This window comes from Pseudomonas sp. GW822-FHT03F08, assembly GCF_058801265.1.
On sequence record NZ_JBXANC010000004.1, the window covers coordinates 562,943 to 586,797 of the forward strand.

The following is a 23,855-nucleotide window of genomic DNA, read 5'->3' on the forward strand; positions in this document are numbered from 1 at the left end:
TCGCATCCTGCCCTGTGCAAGTTCCGAACGCGGTAGCCGAGAACGCCAACCTGTTGACCGGAAGCGCCAATCAGCATGAAGGAACCGACTTCTCTCGCCAGCTGGACCCGTGCCCTGCGCAAGCAACTCGAAGCGCTGGGGCTGGACAGCACTGCCCTGTGCCAGCAGGCCGGGCTCGATCCACAATTGATGGACGACCCGAACGCCCGCTATCCGTTGTCCGCCACCACGCGCCTGTGGGAAATCGCGGTGCAGGTCAGCGGTGATCCGGCGATCGGTTTGCGCGTGTCGCGATTCGTCAGCCCCACGACATTTCACGCGCTGGGATACGCGTTGGTGGCCAGCGGCAGCCTGCGGGAAGTGTTCGAGCGGATCGTGCGTTATCACCAGGTGGTCAGCGACGCGCTGGAGCTTGAGCTGACCCGCACCGAAGACCGCTACCGGTTTCGCCTGAAAATCCCGGCCGACAACCCGGCCCCGGCGTTCGAAGCCATCGACGCCTTCGCCGCAATCTACGTGCGCACCTGCCGCAATCGCCTGGGCCGAGACTACGCGCCACTGGCGGTGTATCTGCGTCGGCCTGCACCGGCCGATGAGCACCAGTGGCACAAAGTGTTCCGCTCACCCGTGCATTTCGCCGCCGAAGAAGACCGCATCGAATTTGCCCTCACCGACTTCGACAGCCACCTCGACGACGCCAACCCGGAACTGGCCGAGCACAACGAAGCGGTGCTCAAGCGCACCCTCGCCCAGCTCAAGCCGCTGACCTGGGAGCGCAAGGTGCGCGACGCCATCGAAGAACAACTGCCCGAAGGCGAACCCAGTGCCGAACGCATCGCCCAGGCCTTGCACCTGAGCCTGCGCAGCCTGCAGCGGCACTTGGCGGACGAGGGTTGTCGCTTCGACACGCTGCTGAATGAGAGCCGCGAGAACCTGGCGCTGCTGCACCTGCGGGATCCGCACTGCTCGTTGAGCGAGGTCAGTTATCTGTTGGGGTTTGCTGATACGAGCAGCTTCAGTCGCGCGTTCAAACGCTGGACGGGGATGACGCCGGGGCAGTTTCGGGATCAGTTGCGTTGAGTTTCAAACGGTAGCCAGCGCTCGCAATCGCGCAGCGTCGAGGATTTCGATTTCGCCATAACTCAAGCCGATAATCCCCTGCCCCTGCAGCTCCTTGAGGATCTGGTTGGTGGTCTGGCGCGACAGCGACAGCATCGATGCCAGTTGCTCCTGAGGCAGTTGCAGCACCCGGCGTGGCGGATCGAGTTCGCCGTAGCCTTCGGCGATCATCAGCAAGCGATGAGCCAGACGCGCCGGGGCCGGCAGCAGGCTCAGCTGTTCAAGGTTGATGAAGGTCAGACGCAGTTTGTGGCTCATCAGCAAGGCCAGATGCCGCCAGTAAACGGGGTGTTCGTCGAGCAGCTTCAGTAGCGTTGCCTGAGGGATGTTCAGCAGGGTGCAAGGACCGACCGCATAAGCATCGTGGGTGCGTGGCTGAGCGTCGAACAAGCAAATTTCGCCGAACCAGTGCGGCGCCTCCACCAGGCTCAGCAATGCCTCCTTGCCCTGCTCGCTGACCGCACCGATGCGCACTGCGCCGTCGAGCACCGCGTACAACCCGCATGGCGCATCGCCGCGCTGGAACAGCCGCTGCCCCGCCGCCAGCCGCCGCTCCTTGGCCGTCGCCAGCAGACTATCCTGAAAGGACGAAGGCAGATGACTGAACCATTGCCCGGTCAGCAGGCGCTCGCGCAAGACCTTATCCATGCGTTCTCCTAAAGATTGTCGCCTGCCTGACAGAGCGAACCGTTTACCCGGGGCATGATTCGATCACCCTACAGGAGGAACAACAATGAAAAGCCTCGTCGATCATTTGAGTCAATACGCCGCTTACCACCGTGACCCGCGCAACATCGCCAGCCACTTTATCGGGATTCCGCTGATTGTGGTGGCGGTGGCCGTGCTGTTGTCGCGGCCGGAATGGTCGGTGGGCGGATTGTGGATTTCGCCTGCCGTTATCTTGGCGCTGGCCTCGGCGTGGTTTTACCTGCGACTGGAAGTGAAACTCGGTGTGTTGATGACGGCGCTGATGGGGCTTTCCGTCTGGGCCGGGCATGCTTTGGCACAGCAAAGCACCCTGGTCTGGCTGAGCAGCGGCCTGGCGATGTTTGTGATTGGCTGGGTGATCCAGTTTGTCGGGCACCACTATGAAGGGCGCAAACCGGCGTTCGTCGATGACTTGAGCGGGTTGATTGTCGGGCCGCTGTTTGTGGTGGCCGAGTTGGCTTTCATGCTCGGGATGCGTCATGAGCTGAAAGAGCAGATTGAAGCGCGGGCAGGTGTGGTGCGGGTCAATCCGAATCGTGCGGCTGTCTGAATACAGGCTGATTCGCTCGTGCCCACGCTCTGCGTGGGAATGCATCCCGCGGCGTTCCCACGCAGAGCGTGGGAACGCGCAAGATCAAACGTTGGCGACTTTCTGCCAAACCTTCGGCTTGAAGAACAACGTCTCCCCCTTCGCCAACCCGGTCAGGCTGTCGTGATCCTTCACTACTTCAGCCTCGATCAGATCCGCCTGGCCTTCAACCTTCAACGTCACTCGCGTGGTCGCACCTAGCGGCCGGATATCGCGGACTTCAGCGGCGTGGTGATCCTCCAGCTCATGCCGCGACAGCGACACTTCGTGTGGACGGAACAGCACGTGGTTGTCATCGCCCAGATGCAGACGGTTCGAATCGCCAAGGAAGTGATAGACGAAATCGCTGGCCGGGTTTTCGTAGACGTCGCCCGGTGAGCCAATCTGCTCGATCACACCCTTGTTCATCACCACGATACGGTCGGCCACTTCCATCGCCTCTTCCTGGTCGTGGGTCACGAACACCGAGGTCAGGTTGATGTCTTCGTGCAGACGCGCCAGCCAGCGGCGCAGCTCTTTACGCACCTTGGCGTCGAGGGCACCGAACGGCTCGTCGAGCAGCAGCACTTTCGGTTCTACCGCCAGGGCGCGAGCCAAAGCGATACGCTGACGCTGGCCGCCAGACAGTTGCTCCGGATAACGATCCGACAACCAGTCCAGTTGCACCATGTTCAGCAGCTCGTGAACCTTGGTCGCGATCTGGCTTTCGCTCGGGCGCTGGTTTTTCGGCTTCATGCGCAGGCCGAATGCGACGTTGTCGAACACGGTCATGTGGCGGAACAAAGCGTAGTGCTGGAACACGAAACCGACGTTGCGATCCCGCACGTCGTGGCCGGAAACGTCTTCGCCGTGGAACACGATATTGCCGTTATCCGGGGTTTCCAGACCGGCAATAATGCGCAGCAAAGTGGTCTTGCCGCAGCCGGACGGGCCGAGCAGCGCCACCAGCTCGCCGCTGTGGATATCCAGGCTGATGTTGTCCAGCGCCTTGAACGCGTTGAAATTCTTGCTGACGTTACGCACTTCGATCGACATGAATTATTCCTCCGCGGCGCTGGCGCGCAGGCGGTTGATACGGTTTTCGCTCCACTGCTTGAGCAGCAGGATGAAGAGCGCCAGGATCAGCAACAGGCTCGCCACGGCGAACGCGGCCACGTGGTTGTATTCGTTGTAGAGGATCTCGACGTGCAGCGGCAAGGTGTTGGTCACCCCGCGAATGTGCCCGGAAACCACCGACACCGCACCGAACTCACCCATGGCCCGCGCGGTACACAGCACCACGCCATAGATCAGGCCCCATTTGATGTTGGGGACGGTCACGTGCCAGAACATCTGCCAGCCATTGGCGCCGAGCAGACGCGCGGCTTCCTCTTCCTGAGTGCCTTGTTCCTGCATCAGCGGGATCAGCTCACGGGCCACGAACGGCACGGTGACGAAGATCGTCGCCAGCACGATGCCCGGCAGGGCGAAGACGATCTGGATGTCGTGATCCTGCAGCCACGGCCCGAACAGGCCCTGGGCGCCAAACATCAACACATAGACCAGACCTGCGATCACCGGCGACACCGAGAACGGCAGGTCGATCAGCGTCACTAGCATACTCTTGCCACGGAACGAGTATTTGCTCACGCACCACGCGGCGCTGACACCGAACACCAGGTTCAGCGGCACCGAAATCAGCACGGCGATCACCGTGAGTTTCAGCGCCGACAAGGCATCCGGTTCAAAGATCGCGGTGAAGAACGCACCGAGGCCGTTCTTCAAACCCTGCGACACCACGATGAACAGCGGCAACAGCAGAAACAGGAAGAAAATCAGCCAGCCGAGGCCGATCAGGATTCTGCGCGAAGTGGCGCTGCCACGGCGGGCGGCGTTGGCCGAGGAAGCGGCCGCAATAGACGATTGGGACATGGTTCGCGCCTCCTTATGGGGTTTCGATGCGCCGCTGCAGCAAGTTGATCAGCAGCAACAGGACGAAGGAAACCACCAGCATCAGCACGCCGATGGAGGTAGCGCCGGTGTAGTCGTACTGGTCGAGCTTGACCATGATCAGCAGCGGCAGGATCTCGGTTTTCATCGGCATGTTGCCGGCGATGAAAATCACCGAACCGTACTCGCCGACGCCCCGGGCGAACGCCAGGGCAAAACCGGTCAGCCAGGCTGGCAACAATGCCGGCAGCAGGATGTGGCGGAACACCTGCAACGGCTTGGCACCGAGGCACGCCGCCGCTTCTTCGACTTCACGCGGAATGTCAGCCAGCACCGGCTGCACCGTGCGCACCACGAACGGCAGGGTCACGAAGGTCAGCGCCAGGGTAATCCCGAGCGGGGTGTAGGCAATCTTGAAACCGAGGTCGGCGGCGAACTGCCCGACCAGCCCGGTCGGCGTGTACAACGCAGTGAGCGCGATACCGGCCACTGCGGTCGGCAGGGCGAACGGCAGATCGATCATCGCGTCGATCACCTTGCGCCCCGGGAACGTGTAGCGCACCAGCACCCAGGCCAGCAACGTGCCGATGATGCCGTTGATGATCGCGGCGCACAGCGCGGTGCCGAAGCTCAGCTTCAGTGCGGCGAGAACGCGGGGCGCGGAGATGATCGTCCAGAACTGATCCCAGGTGAGTTGGGCGGCGTGGACGAACATCGCCGCCAGCGGGATAAGCACAATCAGGCTGAGGTACACCAAGGTGTAGCCCAGCGTCAGCCCGAAGCCGGGTATGACGGGGGAGATACGACGCGACATAAAAGTCCTTGGTTTGAGAACGCGCAAAGCCCCGAACATAAATCCGGGGCTCGTTTTAGGCTATTGAAACTTACTGCGCCTGATAGATCTGGTCGAACACGCCACCGTCGTTGAAGAATTTCGGCTGTGCGGTTTTCCAGCCGCCGAAGTCCTTGTCGATGGTCACCAGCTCCAGTTTCGGGAACTGCTGGGCGTACTTGGCTGCCACGTCCTTGTCACGCGGGCGGTAGAAGTTCTTCGCTGCGATTTCCTGACCGGCCGGGCTGTACAGGTGCTTGAGGTAGGCTTCGGCGATCTGCTCGTTGCCCTTCTTCTCGGCGTTCTTGTCGACCACCGCCACCGGTGGTTCGGCGAGGATCGACAGCGAAGGCACGACGATGTCGAACTTGTCCTTGCCGCCGTCTTCTTTCAGCGCCAGGAAGGCTTCGTTTTCCCAGGCCAGCAACACGTCACCCTGACCGTTGTTGACGAAGGTGATGGTCGAGCCACGGGCACCGGTGTCCAGAACCGGAACGTGCTTGAACAGGGTCTGTACGTATTCCTTGGCTTTGGCTTCGTTGCCGCCGTTGGCTTTCAGGCCGTAGGCCCACGCCGCGAGGAAGTTCCAGCGTGCACCGCCGGAGGTTTTCGGGTTCGGAGTGATCACCGAGACGTCGTTCTTGACCAGGTCACCCCAGTCCTTGATGCCTTTCGGGTTGCCCTTGCGCACCAGGAACACGATGGTCGAGGTATACGGGGTGCTGGCGTCCGGCAGACGCTTCTGCCAGTCGGCCGGCAGGGTCTTGCCGAGCTTGGCGATTTCGTCGATGTCGCCGGCCAGGGCCAGGGTCACGACGTCGGCGCGCAGACCGTCGATCACCGCACGGCCCTGCTTGCCCGAACCGCCGTGGGATTGCTGGATTTTCACGGTGTCGCCGGCATGCTCTGCCTGCCAGTACTTCACGAATTCGGCGTTGTAATCCTGATACAGCTCGCGCGTCGGGTCATACGAAACGTTGAGCAGTTCGTAATCCTTGGCAACCGCGGAACCGGCAAACACAGCGCTGGCCAGGGCGGCCAAAGCGTAACGGCGAATCGACGACATGGTGAAAGCTCCTGGAATTCTTGGTGGTGGCTTTTTCTTATGTATTGCTGGAATCGGGTTGCTCATTCAACGACCGCAGCCTGTGGCAGCTTCTGCCAACAGCTCCCCGCAGGAGCTGCCGCAGACTACGAATCAGGCCGGTTTGTTACCCGGTTGCTGCAGACGGAATTTCTCTTTGCGTTCGATCTGGACCACTTGGGCGTTGTGCACAGTGATTTCCACCGCGCCGAAACGCAGGTCGCGCAAGGCGCTCTGGATTTCGCGCAAGATGGTGGTTTCGTCCTGACCGTCAACGCTACGCAGGGATGCGCTCATGGTGCTGCTCCTTTGTATGGGATATGCCTGGCAGTGGGCGGCACTGCGTTCGGCGTGGGAGCAATATAAGAGAGGCGCGGATATTCTTAAAAAGACTATTTAAGAATGTTTATATAACTGGAAAACATTATGTGATGCAGCAAGGGTTTGCGGCGGATTTGCCCGATTACAAACCCGCTGTGCACATCCGTCAGCCGATTGCCGGCGCTCGAGTCCAGTCGATTTGAGCTTCGGGCACTGGCCGCCCGAACCAGTAGCCCTGCCCCAGATCGCACGCCTGCTCCAGCAGGAACGCCGCCTGCTCGGCCTGCTCGATGCCCTCGGCATGCACCTGCATGCCCATGCTGCGGGCCAGGGCGATGATTACCCGGACGATCGCTGCATCGTCCTCGTCCCACGGCAGGCCGGCGACGAACCCCTGATCGATCTTGAGCTTCTGCACCGGCAGGCGCTTGAGCCGCAGCAGCGACGAATAACCGGTGCCGAAGTCATCGATGGCCAGACGAATGCCCAGTTCGCGCAGACGATGCATCTGTTCCAGTGCGACTTCCGGATCGTCCATCACCGCGCTTTCGGTGACTTCCAGTTCCAGATAGGCCGGGTCCAGCCCGGTGTCGTGCAGCACCTGCGCCACCTGTTGATACAACTCACGGCGGGCGAACAGCCGTGAAGACACGTTCACCGCGACAAACGACAGCACGACCCCGGCCTGCTGCCATTGGCACATCTGCCGGCAGGCTTGCTGCATGACCCAAGCGTCGATTTCCGAGATCATCCCGGTGCGCTCGGCAATCGGGATGAACTCCGCCGGCGACACCAGCCCCCGCTGCGGATGCTCCCAGCGCACCAGCGCCTCGACGCCGATCAGGCGGCTGGTTTTCAGGTCGTGCACCGGTTGGTAGTAAACCCGCAGTTCTTGCTGCTCCAGCGCACGGCGCAGTTCGAAGGCGATCTCGACCCGCTGCTGGGCGTGGGCGGTGAGTTCTTCGGTGTACAGCGCGTAGCCGTTGCGGCCGCTGCTCTTGGCCTTGAACAGCGCCGCATCAGCGTTGCGCAACAGCTGTTCGGCGCTCAACGCATCGCTGGGAAACAGACTTATGCCGAGGCTGGCGTTGATGAACAGTTCATGGCCGTCGAGGCAGAACGGCTCCTTGAGCGCATCGAGAATGCGTTGGGCCAGCGCCGCGGCCTGCGCAGGCTGTGGACAACTTTCCGCCAATACTGCGAATTCATCACCACCCAGCCGCGCCAGGGTGATGCCAGAGCCGAACAGCGCCTGCAAACGCACGGCGACCGCCTTGAGCAAGCGGTCACCGATGTTGTGGCCGAGGCTGTCGTTGATCAATTTGAAGTGATCCAGATCGACCATCAGCAGCGCACAGCCGCGCTTGTGGGTCTGCGCCGACGCCAGCGCCTGTTCGGCGCGATCGCTGAACAGCAGGCGGTTGGGCAGATCGGTCAGCGGATCGTGGTGGGCCAGGTGCTTGAGTTCATGCTCGGAATCCTTGATCGCGCTGATATCGGAAAACACCGCGACGTAGTGGCTGAGCCGACCGTCTTCGTCCCGAATGACGCGGATCGTCTGCCATTGCGGATAAATCTCGCCGCTTTTACGACGGTTCCAGATCTCGCCGCTCCATTCATCCTGCGCCTGCAACGTGGCGAACATCGCCTGATAGAACCCTGGAGGATGGTGCCCGGACTTGAACAGGCTGGGCTGCTGGCCAATGACTTCTTCACGCTGATAACCGGTGATTTCCATGAAGGCGCGATTGACGTGCACGATCAGCCCCTGCCGATCCGTGACCAGCACGCCTTCGCGGGTGCAATCGAACACAGCAGCGGCCTGACGCAGGCGTTCGCGATCGGCCTGGCGCTCGCGCAACCGGGCACCAATGCCAAGGCATTCGAACAGGCGCGCCCGGGCAAGAAAGATCAAACCGGCGCTGAACACCACAAAGGCATAGCCGTTGATCAGTTGCCAACGCAGCAACTCATCAGAGCTATCGAAGAAACTGTTCAATAAATAGCCAATGCCTTGCAGCCAGACAACGGCAAGGACCAGGTAAAGCAGCGCTGCACGCAAGGCATCGCGGTATGAGGCAGACATTCGGCCGTCCATGTCCCTACAAAAATGTCGGGATTATAGGTCAAGAAACATCCAGCCATCTCTTATCTGAAAGGGCGACTGGTTTTATCTGTGTGCTTGGTGATAATGCAACGGCTGTTTTTTCTTTATCGAGGGCCCTATAGCCTATGTGGTACGAAGGTTTTCTTGGCTTGTCGGCCTGGTCACTGGTCGCCGTCACCCTGCTGATGACCCATGTGACGATCGTTGCCGTCACGGTCTACTTGCACCGCTACTCGGCCCATCGCTCCCTGGAGCTGAATGCCGGCCTGAAGCATTTCTTCCGTTTCTGGCTGTGGCTGACCACGGCGCAGAACACCCGCGAGTGGACGGCCATCCACCGCAAACACCACGCCAAATGCGAAACCGTCGATGACCCGCACAGCCCGGTCGTCAAGGGTCTGTCGACAGTGCTGCGCAAAGGCGCCGAGCTGTACCGCGAGGAAGCGCAGAACGCCGAGACCCTGCGCATCTATGGCAAGAACTGCCCGGAAGACTGGATCGAGCGCAACCTCTACAGCCGCCACCGGTTGCTGGGCATTGCAATCATGGCGGTCGTCGACCTGCTGCTGTTCGGCACCATCGGCATCACCATCTGGGCGATCCAGATGATGTGGATCCCGGTCTGGGCCGCCGGCGTGGTCAATGGTCTCGGCCATGCCATCGGCTACCGCAACTTCGAATGCCGCGATGCCGCGACCAATCTGGTGCCATGGGGCATCCTGATCGGCGGCGAAGAGCTGCACAACAACCATCACACCTACCCCAACTCGGCCAAACTGTCGGTCAAGAAGTGGGAGTTCGACCTCGGTTGGGCCTGGATCCAGGTCTTCAGCTTCCTGCGCCTGGCCAAGGTGCAGCGCGTTGCGCCGATCGCCCACCGCGTCGAAGGCAAGGGCAGCCTGGACATGGACACCGCCATGGCGATCCTCAACAACCGCTTCCAGATCATGGCCCAGTACCGCAAGCTGGTGATCGGGCCGCTGGTCAAGCAGGAGCTGGACAAGGTCGATCATTCGGTACGCCACCAGTTCCATCGCGCCAAGCGTCTGCTCTCCCGTGAAACCAGCCTGCTGGAGGATCGCCACCACGCGCGCATCCAGAACATGCTCGAGCACAGCCAGGCGCTGAAGGTAATTTACGAGAAACGCCTGGCCCTGCAGCAGATCTGGGTCAAGACCAGCGCAAATGGCCACGACATGCTCGCGGCCATCAAGGAATGGGTACACGAGGCCGAGGCCAGCGGTATCCAGTCCCTGCGCGAATTCGCCGACCAGTTGAAAACCTACTCGCTGCGCCCCGCCGCCGTCTGATGCCGTTGATCGGTGCGCCCGGTTCCCGGGCGCACCCTTCGGAACTTCACCCCCGATCCCCTATCTCAAAGACACTTCGCCACCCCCGGCGGGCTGTCCCGTGGCCGTTGTCGACTGATCGGCACGCCCTTTGAGATCCGTGTCGATGGTCAACAACAATCAAAAAGACTCATCCCTTCCCCAGTGGCCCGAAGCCGCACAAACCCTGATGGCGCTGATGCACGCCCAGGGCGAAGTGGCGCGCCTGAGCGAACGCGAACAGCTGTTCAGCTCGCTGCTGGTCAGCGTCAACGCCGTGCTTTGGGCCTTCAACTGGGAAACCCGTCAGGTGCTGTACGTCAGCCCCGCCTATGAACGGATTTTCGGCCGTTCGGCCGCCCTGCTGCTCGCCGACCATAACCAGTGGCGCGACAGCATCTACCCCGAGGATCTGGAATACGCTGAACGCAGCCTCGCCGAAGTGCTGCACAAAGGCGCCGTGGAAGACCGCGAATACCGGATCATCGACGCCGACGGTCAGGTGCGCTGGATCAGCGACAAGTGCTTCATCAACCGCCAGGAAGAACCGGGACAACCGGTGATCATCGTCGGCATCGCCGAAGACATCACCGAGAAAAAACAGATGGAAACCGAGCTGCAACGCCTGGCCACCACCGACGTGCTGACCCAAAGCAGCAACCGTCGACACTTCTTCGAATGCGCCAACCGCGAGTTTGAAGAAGCCCGTTTGCAGGGTGCGCCACTGGCGTTTCTGTTGCTGGACATCGATGACTTCAAAGTGATCAACGATACCTACGGCCACCCGGAAGGCGACCACGTGCTGCAACGAATCGCCGAAAGTGGCCGCGCCTCGTTGCGTCGGGGGGATCTGTTCGGACGGATTGGCGGTGAGGAATTTGCTGCGGTTTTTCCGGGCTGCGCGCCGGACATGGCGATGCAGGTGGCCGAGCGCCTGCAACAGGAAATCCAGCGTCTGAGCTTCAGCCACGGTGAACAGACCTTCGGCATCACCGTCAGCCAGGGCCTGACCAGCCTCACCCCGGAAGACGAAAGCCTCGACGACCTGTTCGCCCGAGCCGATGCGGCGATGTACGAGGCCAAGCGTCAGGGCAAGAACCGGATCATTTCCGGCTGAACACAGCGCTGATGCGGAACAAGCGCTATTTGCGCATCCGCATCAGCTCCGGCAGCCCGATCTTGAGCAGGCGCGCCGTGCGGCTCTTCGCCAGCTCCTCGACGCCCTCGTGCTCGGTCAGCCGCGCCATTTGCGCCGCCATGTTCATCACCAGCGCTTCGCGGGAGTACACCCCGCCACCGAGCTGGTAGACGGATGCAATCAACTCGCGCAGCTCCAGCGGCAAACGCCAGCGAGTACGCAACGCCGAGCCGTACGCCGCACCGAATTCCGCCAGCGCATCGCCGACTTCCTCCAGTTCATCCAGCTCGCCACCGGCCTGCTTCCACTCCTGCAAACAACGCAGCAACGCCAGATCGCCGAGACGATGGAGCATCCCGGCGCAATAGCAGCGTTCCTGATCCAGATCGAGCAGACGCGCCAGGGTACGCGCGTATTCGGCGGTGTGCAGCGACAGGCCCCAATAACGCTCCGCGTAGTCCGCCAGGCATGGATCGCTGAGTCTGGCGCTGCGCTTGAGGGCCAGGCCGAGGATCAGGTTCATGCTTTGGCCGGTGCCCAGGCGATGCAGCGCCTGAGCCAGGGTCTGCACCGCCGCACCGTGATGCTGAGCGGCACTGTTGGCTGCGGCGATCAACACGGCGGTGATCTGCGGGTCGGTGCGGATTTCCTCTTCCAGCAGCTTCAGATCCAGCCCGTTGGGGTTGAGGCTGCGTTTGACCGCCACCTGTACGTCGGTCATCAACGGTGCGCCGTCGGCCTGCTCGCGGCGACGCTCGAGGAACACCGACAGGGTCATGCCCGGCGCCAGTGCGGGCACTTCGCAGAACACTTCCTCGCCGGCATTGAGCAGCAGCCCCTGCAAACGCTCGGTCAGGCTTTCCATGTTCAGGGGTTTGGCCAGATAGGCCGTCGGCGCCAATGGCAGGGCTTCGCGCACACTGGCGCTGTCGTTGCGGCTGCTCATCAAAATGAACGGCAGCGGCGGATTGCGTTTGCGCTGGCGGACACTGCGCAACACATTCAAACCGTCGACACCGGGCAGCTCCCAGTCGACGATCGCCAGGTCATAGGGGACTTCGCTGAGCAGCGTCATCGCCTCCTGGCCATCGGCGCACAGATCCAGCCGCGCATCGCAGCGCACGTTGAGCAAAACCTGTTTGAGCAGGTCACGAGACCATGGGTCGGCCTCGGCAATCAGGACTCGGGGTACAGCGGGTAATTCGACGGCAGGCATGCTCGCCCTCCCTTGCAATGCTTGAACCTTAGCCAATGCTGGCGTTTCGATACAGCTCGAATGCGGGGTATGTGTTTCAGCAAGCGTAAAAAAACCCGCCGAAGCGGGTTTTTTGTCGATCCGATCACACAGTGCCCGGGCTTACAGCTCCGAGAAGCACTCTTCGATGATCGCCAGGCCTTTGTCCAGTTGCTCGTCCGGCGAGGTCAGCGGTACCAGGACGCGCAGAACGTTGCCGTAGGTGCCGCAGGACAGCAGGATCAGGCCCTTGTCACGCGCCTTGGCCACGACGGCAGCGACTGCGGTCGGGTTTGGCTTGTGACTGTCGCCGTTTTCGAACAGCTCGACGGCAATCATGGCGCCCAGGGCACGGACTTCGCCGATCACCGGGTACTTGGCCTGGATGGCCTTCAGGCCGGTTACCAGACGCTCGCCGACAGCCTTGCAGCGGTCCAGCAGTTTTTCTTCTTCGAACACTTCCATCACGGCCAGGGCCGCGGCGCAAGCGATCGGGCTACCGGCGTAGGTGCCGCCCAGGCCGCCTGGCGCGATGGCGTCCATGTATTCGGCCTTGCCGCAGACACCGGCCAGCGGGAAACCGCCAGCGATGGATTTGGCGAAGGTGGTCAGGTCGGCGGCAACGCCCATCTGTTCCATGGCGAAGAAAGTACCGGTACGGCCAGCGCCGGTCTGCACTTCGTCAGCGATCAGCAGGATGCCGTGCTGGTCGCACAGGGCACGCAGACGCTTCATGAATTCTTTCGGTGCGACGTAGAAACCACCTTCGCCCTGAACAGGCTCGATGATGATCGCGGCGATGTCTTTCGGCTCGGCGTCGTTCTTGAAGATGCGCTCGATGGAAGCGATCGAGTCGTCGATGCTCACGCCGTGCAGCTCGTTCGGGTACAGCGCGCGGAAGATGCCGCCTGGCATCAGGCCCATGCCGGCCGAGTAAGGCACGACTTTACCGGTCAGGCCCAGGGTCATCATGGTGCGACCGTGGTATGCGCCAGTGAAAGCGATCACGCCAGCACGGCCAGTGGCAGCACGGGCGATCTTCACGGCGTTTTCAACGGCTTCGGAACCGGTGGTCACCAGCAGGGTTTTCTTGGCGAAGTCGCCCGGTACGCGAGCGTTGATTTTTTCGCACAGCTCAACGTACGGCTCGTAGGCCAATACCTGGAAGCAGGTGTGAGTCAGCTTGTTCAGCTGTTCGGTCACGGCGGCGATGATTTTCGGGTGCACGTGGCCGGTGTTCAGCACGGCGATACCGCCGGCGAAGTCGATGAACTCGCGACCTTCAACGTCGGTCACGGTCGCGTTCTTCGCGGACTCGGCGAAAATCGGGTGGATCTGGCCAACACCACGTGGAACAGCTGCGGTACGACGGGCCATCAGTTCAGCGTTAGTCTTGCTCATTACAGTCCTCATTCACCGCTCATCGGGCGGCGTGGTTCAAGGATTAAGCGGGAGGAATCGGCGGTGGCAGCATGCGATGATCGACTGCCACGGCGTTCCCGGCCGCAGAGAAAATTCCGGTTTGAAACGACGCAAAGGGACAGCGCTCTCGTGCCCTTTGCGTTTGCAGCGATCCCTTTCCCGGCTTAGATGCCCAGGCAGAGGTATTTGATTTCCAGGTAATCTTCGATGCCGTACTTGGAGCCTTCACGGCCCAGGCCCGAGGCCTTGATGCCGCCGAACGGCGCGACTTCGTTGGAGATCAGCCCGGTGTTGACGCCGACCATGCCGTACTCCAGGGCTTCCGCCACACGGAATACACGGCCCAGGTCGCGAGCGTAGAAGTAGGAAGCCAGACCGAACTCGGTGTCGTTCGACATCGCGATCACTTCGGCTTCGTCTTTGAAGCGGAACAGCGGCGCCAGCGGACCGAAGGTTTCTTCCTTGGCCACCGCAGCGTTTTTCGGCACGTTGGTCAGGATGGTCGGCTCGAAGAAGTTGCCTTCCATCTGCTTGCCACCGGCCAGCACGGTTGCGCCTTTGGCAACGGCGTCAGCGATGTGCTCCTGCACCTTGGCCACAGCTTTCTCGTCGATCAGCGGGCCAGTGGTGGTGCCATCTTCCAGACCGTTGCCGATCTTCAGTTTGGCGACGGCCGCTTTCAGCTTCTCGGCGAAGGCGTCGTAGACCGAATCCTGAATGTACAGACGGTTGGCGCAGACGCAGGTCTGGCCGTTGTTGCGATACTTGGAAATGATCGCGCCTTCGACGGCCTTATCCAGGTCCGCGTCGTCGAACACGATGAACGGTGCGTTACCGCCCAGTTCCAGCGAGACTTTCTTGATGTCCTTGGCGCATTCCGACATCAGCTGACGACCGATTTCGGTCGAACCGGTGAAGGACAGTTTGCGCACGATCGGGTTGCTGGTCAGCTCGCTGCCGATGTCGCCGGCGCTGCCGGACACCACGCTGAACACACCTTTAGGGATGCCGGCGCGCTGGGCCAGTTCGGCCAGGGCGAATGCAGAGAACGGAGTTTGCGAAGCGGGCTTGAGCACCATGGTGCAACCGGCAGCCAGGGCCGGGCCTGCTTTACGGGTGATCATCGCCGCCGGGAAGTTCCACGGAGTGATGGCGGCGGTCACGCCAATCGGCTGCTTGATCACGATCAGGCGCTTGTCAGGCTGGTGGCCCGGAATCACGTCACCGTAGATGCGCTTGGCTTCTTCGGCGAACCACTCGATGAACGAAGCGGCGTAGACGATCTCGCCCTTGGCTTCGGCCAGTGGCTTGCCCTGCTCGAGGGTCATCAGGCGAGCCAGGTCTTCCTGGTTCTCGATGATCAGTTCGAACCAGCGACGCAGTTTGCCTGCACGCTCCTTGGCGGTCAGTGCACGCCAGGCCGGCAGCGCCTTGTCGGCGGCTTCGATGGCACGGCGGGTTTCGGCAGCGCCCATCTTCGGCACGGTGCCCAGGATTTCGCCAGTGGCCGGGTTGTTGACCTTGATCGTCTGACCGTTGTCCGCGTCGACCCAAGCGCCATCGATGAAGGCTTGCTGGCGGAACAACTGGGTGTCTTTAAGCTGCATGTCGGCTTTCCTTAACAGCACCGCGGCCAGCGCGGAGCAAAATTATGATTGTAGAAAGGCGCCTCGCAAGGCTGCCGTCAGGGAAATCATTCACCGGACTGAAGCACCTGAAGAGTGCACGGTTGCAAACACGTGCGGCTCGGCACCCGATCAAAGAGCGTTTGAAATCTCAAACGGATCGTAGGATCAAAGGGGGTAAAGGACAATAGGTCGTTCGAAAAAAAGAACAAAAACGCCGCTTTTGCCGGATTTTTCAGATCAACGAGCAAACCAGCCTGCGCCGCAACGAAACCTTAGTTCAGTCCCGCCAAAGCGCCAAGCGAGCCTTTTGCAGGACGTTACAGCTTTATGGAATGCAGCGCTTTCGACCGACACGCGCACTGACAATAAGCGCCAAAACCCGGCATGGACGCCCCGAGCCGACCTAGGTATGATGTCGCCCGCTGCACCAGTAGCTCAGCTGGATAGAGTACTGCCCTCCGAAGGCAGGGGTCGTGGGTTCGAATCCCGCCTGGTGCACCATGAACAGAAACGAAAAAGCCTCAGGCCGTAAGGTCTGGGGCTTTTTTGTGGGTGCTGATTTGCGACTCACTCCGTCGTCCAGTCAAACTCGTCGTATTCATCATCGTCTTCGTCGTCTTCGTCGTCCTCGATCAACTCATCATCAAGAACGTCTTCCTCCAGATCCTCTTCTGCCTGTTTCGCCAGAAGAAACTCCTTACGACTCTCGGTCACTGCTCGCCGCAGTTCCTCACCCTTCACCGGGCAGTTGAGCATTTGGGCGATGCGGTCGATTTTTTGGGCCACGGCATCCTCCAGCGCATCGGCAATGGCCTGATAGTGCGCGTTTTTATGGGGCAATGCCAAATGGCTGAGAGATCACCCGGTCAGTTCTGGCGGATTTGTTCGAGGCGCAGGTCCAGATTCACGCTCGGGTAACGCTTGTGCAGATTGTTGTACAGGGTATCGGCAGCCTGTGATTGACCGGATTCGCGCAGGCGCAGGACTTCGCGCAGTTGCTCGTCGAGGCCATTGGCCGGGGTGGCAGCGCGCTTGCTGACTTTGGCTTCGTCCGCGCTGTCGGCGCTGATCGATTCGCTTTGCATCGGCGCAGCCATTTCCGCCTTCGGCGCAGGCGCAGGCGCAGGTGCGGATAACGCGCCAGCGGGTGCTGATAATGTCCGGGATTCGATGGCCTCTTTACGAGCCATTGGCGCAGCAGGTTTGGCGGCTGGGGCGAAATCGTAATGAGCCACGGGTTCCGGGGCGCGATGCACCAGCGACAGCATCAGCGCGATGCCGACCAGACTGGCGAAAGCTACCTGGTAGCGCGGTGTCTGGCAGGCCTTGATCCAGCGTTGCCAAAGGTTCGGTTTCGGTACCGGGATCTGGCGATGCGCGGCGCTGAGAATCAACGCGTCGAGATTTGCCGGCGGTTCGCCGGTCTGTTGCTCGCGGTAATGCCTGAGCAGTTGCTCTTCGGGTGTCTGGCGGGTGTCCGTCATGTCAGTACCTCCTCGGCCAGCAGCCGACGCAGTTTTTGCTGGGCGTAGCGCAAGCGGCTCTTGACGGTTTCCAGCGGTGTTTCGGTGAGGCTGGCGATTTGCGCCAGGTCGAGGTCGCCGTGGGCGCGCAGCAGGAATACTTCGCGCTGGTCGGCGGGCAAGGTTTGCAGGGCGCTGTCCAGGCGCTGACTGTCGCGGCTGAGGCTCAGCAGTTGCTCGGGGTCGCTCGCATGGTCACTGACCGCATGGGTCTGTTCGTCGTAACTGTCATGCAGCGGTTGATGGGCGCCATGTTTGCGCCAGTGATCGATCAGACGGTTGCGGGCAATCTGGAACAACCAGGTACGAAAAGTCGCCCGGCCTTGTGGCTGACTGCTGCTGCGGATCAGGCTCAGCCACGTTTCCTGATACACCTCTTCGGCCAGTTCCGGTTTGCCGCTCAACCCGAGCAGAAACCGGTACAGGCTCTGGCGATGGCGGGCGTACAAGATCTCGAACGCCTTGCCGTCGCCCTCGCGATAACGGGCCAGCAGCGATTCGTCGCTGCTGGCCTCAAGGCTGTCTGCGGAGGCAAACAGCTGTGTGATGAAGCCTTTGAGGCGGCTCACTATTCAATCCGTCGCTCAGTGGACATTCCGTTGGATGCTGTGGAAGTACGCAGGCTCTGCGCCAGTTCCACCAGTTGCACGAACTCGTTACGCAGGCCGAAGCGGTCATCGCCACGGGCACCTCGGGCCAACGCTTCGGTGTCCTTGAGGCTGAAATCACCGGTATAGCGGCCATCCTTGAGCTGCTGGGAAAACGCGGCGACGGCGGCGGCAAATCGCAGATCCTCGCTGGCCGGCGCGACTTGCTTGGTAATTAGCCGCTCGATCAGAAGACTTTTCCCACCTTCAGGCTTTTGATATCGCACACGCAGCATTGCCAGTTCTCCTTTCTTTTCAGAAACCCCTGCATCGGTTTTTCCGTAACGCAGCGGTTCCAGCCAGCCCTTCTCGCCTGCGGGGACAATTTCATACAGCGCCGTCACCGTATGCCCCGCACCGATCTCACCGGCATCGACCTTGTCATTGCTGAAATCCTCACGCTTGAGCGCGCGGTTTTCGTAACCCAGCAGCCGGTATTCGCTGACCTGCGCCGGGTTGAATTCCACCTGCAATTTGACGTTTTTCGCCACCACGGCGAGGGTCGAACCGAGCTGATCCACCAACACCTTGCGCGCTTCACGCAGATTGTCGATGTAGGCGTAGTTACCGTCGCCGGCATCCGCCAGTTGTTCCATCAGATGTTCATTGTAGTTATCCACACCAAAACCCAGGGTGGTCAGGGAAATCCCGGTCTTGCGTTTATCCACAGCCATTTGCTTGAGGCTGTCGAAGTCGCTGACACCGACGTTGAAGTCACCGTCGGTGGCCAGCAGGATGCGGTTGATGCCTTTGGGGATGAAGGCTTGTTGTGCCATTTGATAGGCCAGTTCGATGCCGGAGGCGCCTGCGGTCGAGCCTCCCGCCGTCAACTGCTCGATGGCTGTGCGAATTTTCGCTTTTTCTCGTCCGGAGGTTGGCTCCAGTACGACTCTGGATTCGCCGGCATACACCACCAGCGACACGCGATCCTGCTCGCGCAGTTGATCGACCAGCAGCTTCAGGGTGCTTTTGACCAACGGCAGCCCTTCGCGACGATCCATCGAGCCGGACACGTCCACCAGAAACACCAGGTTGGCCGGCGCCAGTTCCGCCACCGCACGATCGGACGCCTTGATGCCGATGCGCAGCAGGCGGGTGTGCGAGTTCCACGGCGAAGTGGCCAGCTCGGTGGTCACGCCGAACGGCGATCCGTCAGTGGGCAACGCATAGTCATAGGGAAAGTAATTGACCATCTCCTCCAGCCGCACCGCACCTTCCGGTGGCAGGCGTCCCTGATTGAGCAGACGGCGGACATTGGCGTAGGCGCCGGTATCCACATCGGCACTGAAGGTCGAAACGGGCGATTCGGCAACGCTGTGGATCGGGTTATCCGCCAGGGTTTCGTATTGCTCACGCGGCTCGGCGCGATAGTCCTGTGGATAACTTTCCCCGGCCGGCATCGGTGCAAAACTGGCCATCGGCGCCGCCAACGCGCTGCGCTTGGCCAAGGAGTGATCGGCCATGACCACTTCTTGCTGCACCACGGGTTTCGAGGGGAGCTGTGCCGGTGGCGGCACGGCGGCGGATTCCGGACTGGAGGAAATGCCGCAACCGGCGACGGCCAACAGCACACCGGCAGCAAGGGGTCGCAGAAGCATCGAAGGAAGAGACATGGGGCTGACCTCGAGGAAGAATTGATCCATTCAACCTCTGAGACGGACAGCCCTTTCAGTTCGGGTTAAACGCCGCCGAAAATTTTTTCAGCGGTGATAACGCCGCACTGCACTGCTGTTGCGCAGCACATGGCCTTTGATTTTCTCCAGCAGCTGCGCGCGAGTCAGGCCGGCCGGCAAGGCGTCGGGGGCCAGGTCCAGGGCGTAGATCTGAATGATGTAGTGGTGCGCACTGTCGCCAGTCGGCGGGCATGGGCCGACATAGGTGGTCGTGCCTTTGCTGTTGGTGCCCCCCAGGCCTTCGAAGGTCGGCTTGGTGCCAATGCCGGCCGGGATCTGCCGGGTCGTGGCCTTGATGCCGTAGTGAACCCAGTGATCGACGCCCAGGCCTTTCTGGCCGTCCGGATCGTGCATCACGATGGCGTAGCTCTGGGTCGCGGCCGGGCCGGCGTTCCAGCTCAACGCCGGCGACTGGTTCTTGCCGCCGCAACCGGCGGCGTCACTGGCTGCCGCCGCAGTGAACAGACGGTTGTCCGAAACACCGGGAATGCTGAGGGTGAAGCGCTCCTGGGCCTGCGCCGGAAACTGCACGCAAAGGGCGACGGCAACGGCCGCCAGCCAAGGGTTGAGAGAGGTCAATCGGGTCATTCCGGGAGCACCTTGTGCAGTTGGGCCGTCTTCGGCCTGCAGACTATAGCTGTACCGTTCGTGCCGTGGCAGTGGCAAATGACGCCCATTGGTATCACCGCGCTTACAGACGGTTCACCGGCTCACGGTTATCGTCGTCCTCGGCATGCAGAAAGATCACCCGCGGATGCTCCAGTGGCGCCAGCGGTGGCGGCAATTCCGCCTGTTCCACCGGCCACAGGTGCGGCACCACATGGCTGACGTCACCGTCCTGATTGTTGTGGATGGTAATGACGCCCGGGCTGCGAAGCTTCTGCAGGCGGTCATCGCACAGCTTGAAGCTTTTGCTCAGGCCATCATCGTCGACCACAGGAGCCGCCAGCCGACGCTGAGCAAAACTGCGGCTCTTGCGTTGTTGATAACGCGCCCAGGAAATCAGAATGACGGCGTTGACCAGCGCCACCCACAGGTAGATCTGCAAGGTCCCCAGCGCTTCGAACGCCGAGTTATCGATGCGCGGCCCGCCGGCATGGGTTTCGATCAGCGGCCACAGCCCGCGCACCAACAGATACAGCAGGCCAACCCAGGCCAGCACCGTGAGGAACACATCGACCACCACCAGGAATGGTCGCTGGCGGGTCCGGATGATTTTCATTTGATGACCTCCTCTTCGTCATCCCCGACCGGTTTGATACCCCGGTCCGGGCTGACCCAACGCGCACGCTTCTGATGCTGGCCGAACAGCACCTTGGGAAAACTGACCAGCGTGGTCAGCAGGCTGATGAACCAGAACACCAATGGATACCAGACCACCCAGAACATGGTCTTGCCCAGACCCGGCTCGTAGCGCCGGTCGATGATGATGCTGACCGCGAACTGCACCAGGCAGACAAACGCCAGCAGCAACCCGGTAAACGCCGGGGGCATCAGGTGATGCACGGCGATCGCTTCGGGCATGACCATGAATTTGCCCATCACCCAGAAAATCACCGACAACAGGAAAGTGAACGCCCAGCCGGTCGACAGGCAGTATTCGAACAGCAGCGGCCACAGGTAACGGTGACGGTATTGCCAGATGCCGCGAATGTTCTTGAACAGCACTTCGGCACCGCCCTGGGCCCAGCGCAGGCGCTGCTTCCACAGCCCGCCCAGGGTTTCCGGCATCAGGATCCAGCACAGGGCGCGGGGCTCGTAGAAGATGCTCCAGTGGTCCAGTTGCAGTTTCCAGCTGATGTCGATGTCTTCGGTGATCATGTCCGGGCTCCAGTAGCCGACCCGGTTCAGCGCCGTGCGGCGGAACGCGACGATCACACCCGACACGGTGAAGATCCGCCCGAACACTCGCTGGGTGCGTTTGATCAGCCCGATGATCGACGAGAACTCGCCGACCTGAACCCGCCCGACCAGCGTCGAACGCGTACGGATCCGCGGGTTACCGGTCACCGCGCCCAGTCGCGCGTTGTCGAGCATCGGCGCCACGAGGTAAGCCGCCGTGTTCGGCGCCAGCAGCGCATCACCGTCGATGCACACCAGATATTCGCTGCGTGCAGCGATGGCGCCCATGCGCAGTGCCACGGCCTTGCCCTGGTTCTCCGCCAGGTGCAGCACGCGCAACCGTGGATCTTCCTTGGCCAGCGCATCCAGCACTTGCGCGGTGTTGTCCTTGGAGCCGTCGTTGATCGCGATGACTTCGATGTTCGGGTAATGCTGGGCCAGCGCCGCGTGAATGGTGTCGGCGGCGTTGTCGCCCTCGTTGTAGCAAGGGATCAGGATCGAAATCAGCGGTTCGCCTTCCAGCGGTGGCGGCAGCGTGTCGTCCTTCCACGGCCAGTGCCGCTCCCAGTGCAGCCAGAAATACAGGCCGCCGGAAATCCACAACCCGGACATGAACAGCGGGTAGAAGAACACGAAGTCCATCAGGAATTGCCCGGTGACCAGGAAGATCAGCCCCAGCGGGACGCCGAGGACAATCGCCAGAACAAGCAGGGCCAGCAGTCTATCCAGCATGTCATGGGTTCCATTTGTTGGAGAGCGCAGGCCGCACGGTTTTCAGGTCCGGCAGGTTCTCGAGGAAGTTGTCCGGGTAGTAGCCGAAACTCGTCGCGCCCTGACGCTTGAGGCGGCCCATCCAGTCGGCCAGTTGTGCACCGTCGATGTCGGCCTGGTCCTTTTTCGTCCAGTCCCGGGCCTGCAATTCGAACACCGTGCGATCCAGCGCACCGGGGCGCTGTTTGATCTTCGCCACCAGTTCTTCCAGCCACGGGCCGGATTGCGCATGGGTCTGCTTTTCCATGAGCGGCATGGCCATCGGCGCCGTCCAGTCGTAGCTCACGAGGAAGTCGTCGAGGTTCTGCGCGAACCACGCTTCGCTTTGCGGATTGAGCACCGGCTCGGCAAAGATGTTGCGTGCGGTCAGCACTTGCGGGCCGCGAATCGCGCGGACCTTGGCGGTCAGTTCGTTGGTGAAGTCGATCAGGTAGCGGCTCTTGAATCGCGTCCAGCGCTGCATGGCCGCCGGATCGTCGCGCAGGGCGGCAATCGAGCCCGGCAGACCGTGGGCGGCATAGGCCTTGAGAGCCTCGGGGCTGGCGTCCTCGAAGTCCGACAGCACGGCGTCGTCGTGGTAGAGGATGCCGTCGACCGAGGTCAGGCGCGCCACGTCTTCGTAGATTTCACCGATGATCCGTCGCACTTCGGGGTCGAACGGCGACAGCCGTTTGTACTGATCCGGGTCGACCGACGTGGTGCCGGTCTTCGGATCCCAGCGCGTGACCCGTGGCAATTTCGAATCCAGCGCAAAACTCAGCACCGGCATCCAGGCGAACACTTTCACGTGAGCCCGAGTGCGCAACTGCCAGGCGACACGGTCGAAAATGTCGGCACGCATGGGCAGATGACGGTTGGGGAAGTACAGCGAATGCACCAGGCCATCGCCTTTCGGATCGGCGAAGGCTTGCAGGAACACCGTGTTGGCGCCCATGTCGGCCATGCGCTGGATCAGTTTGCCGAGGTTCACTTCCTGTTGCGCAGGATCCGGGTCGTAGACGTTGTCCAGGTCCACATGCACCACGCGCATGGCGAAATCGGACTGCACCGCCACGATACTGTTGGCGAAATGCTCGCCGTCCGGGTCGGAGGCGACGAGGAATCGTGGGCTGCTCATCAGGTTGTCTAAGGCATCGAGACCGTCGTCGAGGGTCAGGGCCATTTCATAACCCTGCTCGCTCACCACGGTCAGCGAAGTGCCGTCCGCCGTACCGTATGGCCAGACCCAGATACGCGGTTTCTTGCCGGTGGCCTTGCGGATTTTCTCCGAAATGGTGGCCACGTCGGTGCGGATCCGCGCCTGGAAATCCGCCTCGGTTTCATAGCGTTTGGTCACCGGATCGTAGCGCCGGGTCGCGGCGGCCGGCTGCAGGTTGCCTTGCGGGTTGGCGAGGATGCCTTTGTGGCTGGCATCGGTGTGAGCGGCGATTTCCACGAGGCCGGATTGCGAGATTTCGCGCACCTGATCCCAGGTCAGGAAGTCAGAGCGCTGACGCGGAGTGCCGGCGAAATCCACCGGTTGATTCAGCGGTGTGTCGATCCACACGCCGACCGGCGCCAGCAGCGCATGCCAGTTGTAGGCACGCAGCACCGGCAGCACACGGGTGTAGAAGCTCGCATAACCGTCGTCGAAGCTGAGCAGGATCGCTTTGGGCGGCAGTTCCGGCCCGCCCTTGCGCGCGGCCATGATCTGATCGACCGTCACCGGCTTGTAGTTGTTTTCCCGCAGCCACGCCAGTTGCTCGATCATGCGCTCGGTACGCACCGCCACCACCGCCTGATCGGGATCACGGTCTTCGATGTCGTGGTAGGCAATGCCCAGCACGTGGTTTTTCGGCCATGGTTTTTCATTGGCCGCCACCGGGCGCTCGGACGGCGGTGCGAAGGCCGGAGCTTGCTGGGCGCAGGCGCTGACCAGCAGCACTCCCAGCAGAAGGATGAAACGCGAAATAAAAGGCAT

At 61.4% G+C, this 23,855-nt stretch carries 22 protein-coding genes and 1 tRNA gene; 5 read left to right on the forward strand and 18 right to left on the reverse strand.

The features are described 5' to 3' along the window. Positions 1-75: 75 nt before the first annotated feature. A complete protein-coding gene (locus tag AC1RME_RS13030; protein WP_096821864.1) occupies positions 76-1,080 on the forward strand; it encodes an AraC family transcriptional regulator in 1,005 nt (334 codons plus the stop codon). A 3-nt stretch (positions 1,081-1,083) separates the two neighbouring features. On the opposite strand, the gene AC1RME_RS13035 is transcribed toward AC1RME_RS13030, so the two are convergent. Then, a complete protein-coding gene (locus tag AC1RME_RS13035; RefSeq protein ID WP_096821863.1) occupies positions 1,084-1,767 on the reverse strand; it encodes a Crp/Fnr family transcriptional regulator in 684 nt (227 codons plus the stop codon). Positions 1,768-1,852: 85 nt separating this feature from the next. Here AC1RME_RS13035 and AC1RME_RS13040 point away from each other — a divergent pair, with 85 nt between their 5' ends. After that, entirely contained in the window at positions 1,853-2,377 is a 525-nt protein-coding gene (locus tag AC1RME_RS13040) for an Mpo1 family 2-hydroxy fatty acid dioxygenase (RefSeq protein WP_096821862.1), read from the forward strand. Positions 2,378-2,461: 84 nt separating this feature from the next. Here AC1RME_RS13040 and AC1RME_RS13045 read toward each other — a convergent pair whose 3' ends face one another. The 6 genes from AC1RME_RS13045 to dibA form a co-directional block, all read right to left on the reverse strand. Next, positions 2,462-3,451: a sulfate/molybdate ABC transporter ATP-binding protein gene (locus AC1RME_RS13045; protein WP_096821861.1), complete on the reverse strand. Its 990-nt coding sequence runs from the start codon at positions 3,449-3,451 to the stop codon at positions 2,462-2,464. Positions 3,452-3,454: 3 nt separating this feature from the next. Continuing rightward, positions 3,455-4,327 (reverse strand): sulfate ABC transporter permease subunit CysW, encoded by an 873-nt coding sequence (gene cysW, locus AC1RME_RS13050; protein ID WP_064361637.1) that lies wholly within the window; start codon positions 4,325-4,327, stop codon positions 3,455-3,457. A 13-nt stretch (positions 4,328-4,340) separates the two neighbouring features. After that, a complete protein-coding gene (gene cysT, locus AC1RME_RS13055; protein ID WP_007952818.1) occupies positions 4,341-5,159 on the reverse strand; it encodes a sulfate ABC transporter permease subunit CysT in 819 nt (272 codons plus the stop codon). Positions 5,160-5,229: 70 nt separating this feature from the next. After that, entirely contained in the window at positions 5,230-6,243 is a 1,014-nt protein-coding gene (locus AC1RME_RS13060; protein WP_096821860.1) for a sulfate ABC transporter substrate-binding protein, read from the reverse strand. A gap of 132 nt (positions 6,244-6,375) precedes the next feature. Continuing rightward, a complete protein-coding gene (gene oscA, locus AC1RME_RS13065) occupies positions 6,376-6,558 on the reverse strand; it encodes a sulfur starvation response protein OscA (protein WP_085733386.1) in 183 nt (60 codons plus the stop codon). 190 nt (positions 6,559-6,748) lie between these two features. Further along, positions 6,749-8,668, reverse strand: coding sequence for a phosphodiesterase DibA (dibA, locus tag AC1RME_RS13070; protein WP_493091363.1), 1,920 nt, complete (start codon positions 8,666-8,668; stop codon positions 6,749-6,751). Between the two features lie 146 nt (positions 8,669-8,814). Between dibA and desA the strand changes: the two genes are divergently transcribed. Continuing rightward, a complete protein-coding gene (gene desA, locus AC1RME_RS13075) occupies positions 8,815-9,999 on the forward strand; it encodes a delta-9 fatty acid desaturase DesA (protein WP_096821858.1) in 1,185 nt (394 codons plus the stop codon). A gap of 145 nt (positions 10,000-10,144) precedes the next feature. Continuing rightward, complete coding sequence (locus AC1RME_RS13080) at positions 10,145-11,134, forward strand: GGDEF domain-containing protein (protein ID WP_096821857.1); 990 nt, start codon at positions 10,145-10,147, stop codon at positions 11,132-11,134. Between the two features lie 25 nt (positions 11,135-11,159). Here AC1RME_RS13080 and AC1RME_RS13085 read toward each other — a convergent pair whose 3' ends face one another. The 3 genes from AC1RME_RS13085 to gabD all read right to left on the reverse strand — a co-directional run bounded on the left by AC1RME_RS13085 (position 11,160) and on the right by gabD (position 15,418). Continuing rightward, positions 11,160-12,371 carry a response regulator gene (locus AC1RME_RS13085; RefSeq protein ID WP_096821856.1) on the reverse strand — a complete coding sequence of 404 codons (1,212 nt, stop codon included), beginning with the start codon at positions 12,369-12,371 and terminating at the stop codon, positions 11,160-11,162. 141 nt (positions 12,372-12,512) lie between these two features. Continuing rightward, entirely contained in the window at positions 12,513-13,790 is a 1,278-nt protein-coding gene (gene gabT, locus AC1RME_RS13090) for a 4-aminobutyrate--2-oxoglutarate transaminase (protein ID WP_007957613.1), read from the reverse strand. 185 nt (positions 13,791-13,975) lie between these two features. Further along, positions 13,976-15,418, reverse strand: a complete 1,443-nt coding sequence (gene gabD / locus AC1RME_RS13095; RefSeq protein WP_085712649.1) for an NADP-dependent succinate-semialdehyde dehydrogenase — start codon at positions 15,416-15,418, stop codon at positions 13,976-13,978. A 445-nt stretch (positions 15,419-15,863) separates the two neighbouring features. Between gabD and AC1RME_RS13100 the strand changes: the two genes are divergently transcribed. Next, positions 15,864-15,940 (forward strand) — tRNA-Arg (locus AC1RME_RS13100). A gap of 66 nt (positions 15,941-16,006) precedes the next feature. Here the strand turns inward: AC1RME_RS13100 and AC1RME_RS13105 are convergent. The 8 genes from AC1RME_RS13105 to pgaB all read right to left on the reverse strand — a co-directional run bounded on the left by AC1RME_RS13105 (position 16,007) and on the right by pgaB (position 23,855). Then, the gene (locus AC1RME_RS13105; protein ID WP_255261954.1) at positions 16,007-16,285 is read right to left on the reverse strand and encodes a hypothetical protein; all 279 of its coding nucleotides are present in this window, start codon (positions 16,283-16,285) and stop codon (positions 16,007-16,009) included. A 20-nt stretch (positions 16,286-16,305) separates the two neighbouring features. Further along, positions 16,306-16,923, reverse strand: a complete 618-nt coding sequence (locus AC1RME_RS13110; protein WP_096821854.1) for a hypothetical protein — start codon at positions 16,921-16,923, stop codon at positions 16,306-16,308. After that, a complete protein-coding gene (locus tag AC1RME_RS13115; protein ID WP_255261958.1) occupies positions 16,920-17,501 on the reverse strand; it encodes an RNA polymerase sigma factor in 582 nt (193 codons plus the stop codon). Before AC1RME_RS13115 ends, AC1RME_RS13110 begins: the two co-directional genes overlap by 4 nt. 29 nt (positions 17,502-17,530) lie before the next feature. Further along, on the reverse strand, positions 17,531-19,222 hold the full coding sequence (locus tag AC1RME_RS13120; protein WP_096821983.1) for a vWA domain-containing protein: 1,692 nt from the start codon (positions 19,220-19,222) through the stop codon (positions 17,531-17,533). 87 nt (positions 19,223-19,309) lie between these two features. After that, positions 19,310-19,870: a YbhB/YbcL family Raf kinase inhibitor-like protein gene (locus AC1RME_RS13125; protein ID WP_085733396.1), complete on the reverse strand. Its 561-nt coding sequence runs from the start codon at positions 19,868-19,870 to the stop codon at positions 19,310-19,312. Positions 19,871-19,973: 103 nt separating this feature from the next. Next, positions 19,974-20,504 carry a poly-beta-1,6-N-acetyl-D-glucosamine biosynthesis protein PgaD gene (gene pgaD / locus AC1RME_RS13130; RefSeq protein WP_096821852.1) on the reverse strand — a complete coding sequence of 177 codons (531 nt, stop codon included), beginning with the start codon at positions 20,502-20,504 and terminating at the stop codon, positions 19,974-19,976. After that, on the reverse strand, positions 20,501-21,856 hold the full coding sequence (pgaC, locus tag AC1RME_RS13135; protein WP_096821851.1) for a poly-beta-1,6-N-acetyl-D-glucosamine synthase: 1,356 nt from the start codon (positions 21,854-21,856) through the stop codon (positions 20,501-20,503). The genes pgaD and pgaC overlap by 4 nt, the downstream gene beginning before the upstream one ends. A gap of 1 nt (position 21,857) precedes the next feature. Beyond that, complete coding sequence (pgaB, locus tag AC1RME_RS13140; RefSeq protein ID WP_096821850.1) at positions 21,858-23,855, reverse strand: poly-beta-1,6-N-acetyl-D-glucosamine N-deacetylase PgaB; 1,998 nt, start codon at positions 23,853-23,855, stop codon at positions 21,858-21,860.

Bases quoted from the DNA above. Each gene is read 5' to 3' on its own strand.
- gabD (WP_085712649.1), bottom strand. From the start codon at position 15,418: ATGCAGCTTAAAGACACCCAGTTGTTCCGCCAGCAAGCCTTCATCGAT.
- AC1RME_RS13125 (WP_085733396.1), bottom strand. From the start codon at position 19,870: ATGACCCGATTGACCTCTCTCAACCCTTGGCTGGCGGCCGTTGCCGTC.
- cysT (WP_007952818.1), bottom strand. From the start codon at position 5,159: ATGTCGCGTCGTATCTCCCCCGTCATACCCGGCTTCGGGCTGACGCTG.
- AC1RME_RS13110 (WP_096821854.1), bottom strand. From the start codon at position 16,923: ATGACGGACACCCGCCAGACACCCGAAGAGCAACTGCTCAGGCATTAC.
- AC1RME_RS13045 (WP_096821861.1), bottom strand. From the start codon at position 3,451: ATGTCGATCGAAGTGCGTAACGTCAGCAAGAATTTCAACGCGTTCAAG.
- pgaC (WP_096821851.1), bottom strand. From the start codon at position 21,856: ATGCTGGATAGACTGCTGGCCCTGCTTGTTCTGGCGATTGTCCTCGGC.
- AC1RME_RS13120 (WP_096821983.1), bottom strand. From the start codon at position 19,222: ATGTCTCTTCCTTCGATGCTTCTGCGACCCCTTGCTGCCGGTGTGCTG.
- AC1RME_RS13035 (WP_096821863.1), bottom strand. From the start codon at position 1,767: ATGGATAAGGTCTTGCGCGAGCGCCTGCTGACCGGGCAATGGTTCAGT.
- pgaD (WP_096821852.1), bottom strand. From the start codon at position 20,504: ATGAAAATCATCCGGACCCGCCAGCGACCATTCCTGGTGGTGGTCGAT.
- oscA (WP_085733386.1), bottom strand. From the start codon at position 6,558: ATGAGCGCATCCCTGCGTAGCGTTGACGGTCAGGACGAAACCACCATC.
- AC1RME_RS13060 (WP_096821860.1), bottom strand. From the start codon at position 6,243: ATGTCGTCGATTCGCCGTTACGCTTTGGCCGCCCTGGCCAGCGCTGTG.
- desA (WP_096821858.1), top strand. From the start codon at position 8,815: ATGTGGTACGAAGGTTTTCTTGGCTTGTCGGCCTGGTCACTGGTCGCC.
- pgaB (WP_096821850.1), bottom strand. From the start codon at position 23,855: ATGCCTTTTATTTCGCGTTTCATCCTTCTGCTGGGAGTGCTGCTGGTC.
- AC1RME_RS13040 (WP_096821862.1), top strand. From the start codon at position 1,853: ATGAAAAGCCTCGTCGATCATTTGAGTCAATACGCCGCTTACCACCGT.
- dibA (WP_493091363.1), bottom strand. From the start codon at position 8,668: ATGTCTGCCTCATACCGCGATGCCTTGCGTGCAGCGCTGCTTTACCTG.
- gabT (WP_007957613.1), bottom strand. From the start codon at position 13,790: ATGAGCAAGACTAACGCTGAACTGATGGCCCGTCGTACCGCAGCTGTT.
- AC1RME_RS13085 (WP_096821856.1), bottom strand. From the start codon at position 12,371: ATGCCTGCCGTCGAATTACCCGCTGTACCCCGAGTCCTGATTGCCGAG.
- AC1RME_RS13080 (WP_096821857.1), top strand. From the start codon at position 10,145: ATGGTCAACAACAATCAAAAAGACTCATCCCTTCCCCAGTGGCCCGAA.
- AC1RME_RS13030 (WP_096821864.1), top strand. From the start codon at position 76: ATGAAGGAACCGACTTCTCTCGCCAGCTGGACCCGTGCCCTGCGCAAG.
- cysW (WP_064361637.1), bottom strand. From the start codon at position 4,327: ATGTCCCAATCGTCTATTGCGGCCGCTTCCTCGGCCAACGCCGCCCGC.